The organism is Mycobacterium sp. TH-M11, assembly GCF_057473725.1.
Window position 1 is genome coordinate 1 of sequence record NZ_JBYCLD010000521.1, and the last position, 2,485, is coordinate 2,485.

A 2,485-nucleotide genomic window follows, 5' to 3' on the forward strand; every position below is an offset into this window, starting at 1 on the left:
GCCGTCGGGCAGGCGGCGGTGGGGATGGCCGGCGGCGCGATGCGTGACGCGGCTTTCGCCCACGTGATGGGTCAGGCCACCGTCGAGTCGGTCGGGCTGAACAGCGGCAGGGGCGTCAACATGGTGAACATGGCCGCCACCGACGCCGAGGGCGCCTCCAACTACGCGCAGCAGGGCGCCCAGCAGGGACAAAACCAAACGCAGCAGGCAACGCAGCAAGTGATGCAAATGGGTTCGCAGATGGGCTCGCAACTCATGCAGCTCCCGCAGTCACTGGGGTCGATGGTTCAAAGCCCGCTACAGCAACTGACGTCGCCGCTGCAGCAGGTGTCGTCCATGTTCAGCTCGATGGGCGGCAGCATGGGATCGGGCAACCAGGGCGTGCAGATGGGGTTCTTGGGCGCGGGCCCGATGTCGAACCATCCGCTGGCCGGCGGGTCGGGCGCAAGCTCGGGTGCCGGCCTGGTGCGCGCGGCCTCGCTCCCGGGTTTGAGCGGGTCGTCACCGCGAACACCGGTGATGGCCAAGCTGATTGAGAAAGTCGAGCCGGCCGCCGTCGAGCCCGTCGCCGGTGCAGCCGGCGGCTCGGCGACCGTAGGGTCCGCCCCGGTCGGCGCCGGCAGCGGGGGCGCGGGCCCGATGGGAATGGGTTCGGGTCACGCGCCGAAGACGGGCGGAACCAAGACGGCGCTGAAAGCGCCGGCGCCACTCGTCCAGGACTTGGGCGAAGACGAAGGAGACGACTGGTAGCCGTCCAGTAACAGACTTCCCGGTCCCGATGGCCGGAAGGACTCGCCATTTCCGTGGTGAGGACACAGGTAAAGAGAAAGCAGTCCAGCATGGCACAGATGAACACCGATGCCGCTGTCCTCGCCAAGGAGGCCAGCAACTTCGAGCGGATCTCCGGAGAGCTCAAGGGCGTCATCGCACACGTGGAGTCGGTCGCGGGTTCGCTCGCCGGGCAGTGGCACGGTCAGGCGGGCGCAGCCGCCCAGGCTGCCCTGATGCGGTTCCAGGAGGCTGCCAACCAGCAGATCCAGGAACTCAACGACATCTCCAACAACATCCACACGGCGGGCGCCCACTACACCTCGACCGACGAGGAGCAGCACGGCTCCCTGTCGTCGGCGATGAACATCTGACCACAACCAATCAGACGAACGGAGAAACAATATGAGTGAACAACTATGGAACTTCGCCGGCATCGAGGGTGGATCGTCCGACATCCAGGGCGCGGTCTCGACCACGCACGGCCTGCTCGACGAGGGCAAGGGCTCGCTGACGTCGCTGGCTGCGGTCTGGGGCGGTGGCGGTTCGGACGCCTACCAGGCCGTCCAGCAGCGGTGGGACAACACCTCCAACGAGCTCAACCAGGCGCTGCAGAACCTCGCGCAAACAATCAGCGAGGCCGGTCAGACGATGGGACAGACAGAGGCTGGCGTCACCGGTATGTTCGCCTAATACGGCGGGATGCGGGGGGCAAGGTCCGGTCTGGATCTCGCCCCCCGCACGCATCCTGTCGCTACGAACCAGCCTGTTGCTCCGATCCAGCTTGAGAGGTACGCATGTCGGCGGACTATAACCGGCTCTTCAACGGTCCCGACGAACCACCCGAGGACGCGACGTCCCAGGTCGACTTAGAGGCGATCCGAAAGTTCCAGCCTCCCATGCCGACTCGTCCTTCGGCGACCGGCCAGGGCACGGTCCCACCGATGCCGATCGGGATCCCGCCCGCCGCCCCGGCTCGGCACACCCAAGCGGAGACTCAGAAACTGCCGGAGCCGGCCACCGGCATACCGCAACCGCACGAAAACAGTCAGACCGCCCGACCGGCACACAGTTCAACAGCGGGCGCGCAGTACGAGCAGCCGCGTATGCCACCACCACCTCCCCCGCAGATGCAGCCCGGGCCGGCGCCAAGCCAGCACTTCGGCGAGCCTCAGCACGACCCCCGATGGCGGGTTGCACCACCGCCGCCGCCCGGCCCACCCACGCAGACCTCCGCCGCCACGATCGGCAACCACCGTGCTATCGACGGCCTTTCACACGTCGGCGTCCGGTCATCAGTCAAGATGCCGTCGCAACGCGGCTGGCGGCACTGGCTCTACCTGCTGACCCGGGTGAATACGGGCCTGTCCCCCGACGAACTCTACGAGCTGGATTTGCAGATGCGGGTCCGGCGCAACGCCCGCGATTCCTACCAGATCGGAATCCTGGGACTCAAAGGCGGCGTCGGCAAGACCGCGGTCACCGTCTCGCTGGGCTCGGTGCTGGCCCGCGTCCGCGGCGACCGGATCCTCGCCATCGATGCCGACCCCACCGCCGGAAACCTGGCGGATCGCGCGGGCCGCCAGTCGGCCGCCACGATCGCGGATCTTCTTGCGGATAAATCGTTGTCGCGCTACAACGACATTCGCGTGCACACCAGCATGAACGCCGCGAACCTCGAGGTGCTGTCCTCCGAGGAGTACAGCGTGGCCCGGCG

Annotated in this window: 3 protein-coding genes and 1 pseudogene; all 4 read left to right on the forward strand. The window is 67.1% G+C overall.

The annotated features are described in order from the left end of the window. A pseudogene (locus AC2VOG_RS19905) lies at positions 1 to 750 on the forward strand (PPE family protein); the annotation flags it as partial. A gap of 89 nt (positions 751 to 839) precedes the next feature. After that, the gene (locus AC2VOG_RS19910; protein WP_486941548.1) at positions 840 to 1,142 is read left to right on the forward strand and encodes a WXG100 family type VII secretion target; all 303 of its coding nucleotides are present in this window, start codon (positions 840 to 842) and stop codon (positions 1,140 to 1,142) included. A gap of 31 nt (positions 1,143 to 1,173) precedes the next feature. Further along, positions 1,174 to 1,461, forward strand: coding sequence for a WXG100 family type VII secretion target (locus tag AC2VOG_RS19915; RefSeq protein WP_486941549.1), 288 nt, complete (start codon positions 1,174 to 1,176; stop codon positions 1,459 to 1,461). A 104-nt stretch (positions 1,462 to 1,565) separates the two neighbouring features. Then, a partial coding sequence (locus AC2VOG_RS19920; RefSeq protein ID WP_486941550.1) for a MinD/ParA family ATP-binding protein occupies positions 1,566 to 2,485 on the forward strand: 920 nt, incomplete at its 3' end.

Bases quoted from the DNA above. Each gene is read 5' to 3' on its own strand.
- AC2VOG_RS19910 (WP_486941548.1), top strand. From the start codon at position 840: ATGGCACAGATGAACACCGATGCCGCTGTCCTCGCCAAGGAGGCCAGC.
- AC2VOG_RS19915 (WP_486941549.1), top strand. From the start codon at position 1,174: ATGAGTGAACAACTATGGAACTTCGCCGGCATCGAGGGTGGATCGTCC.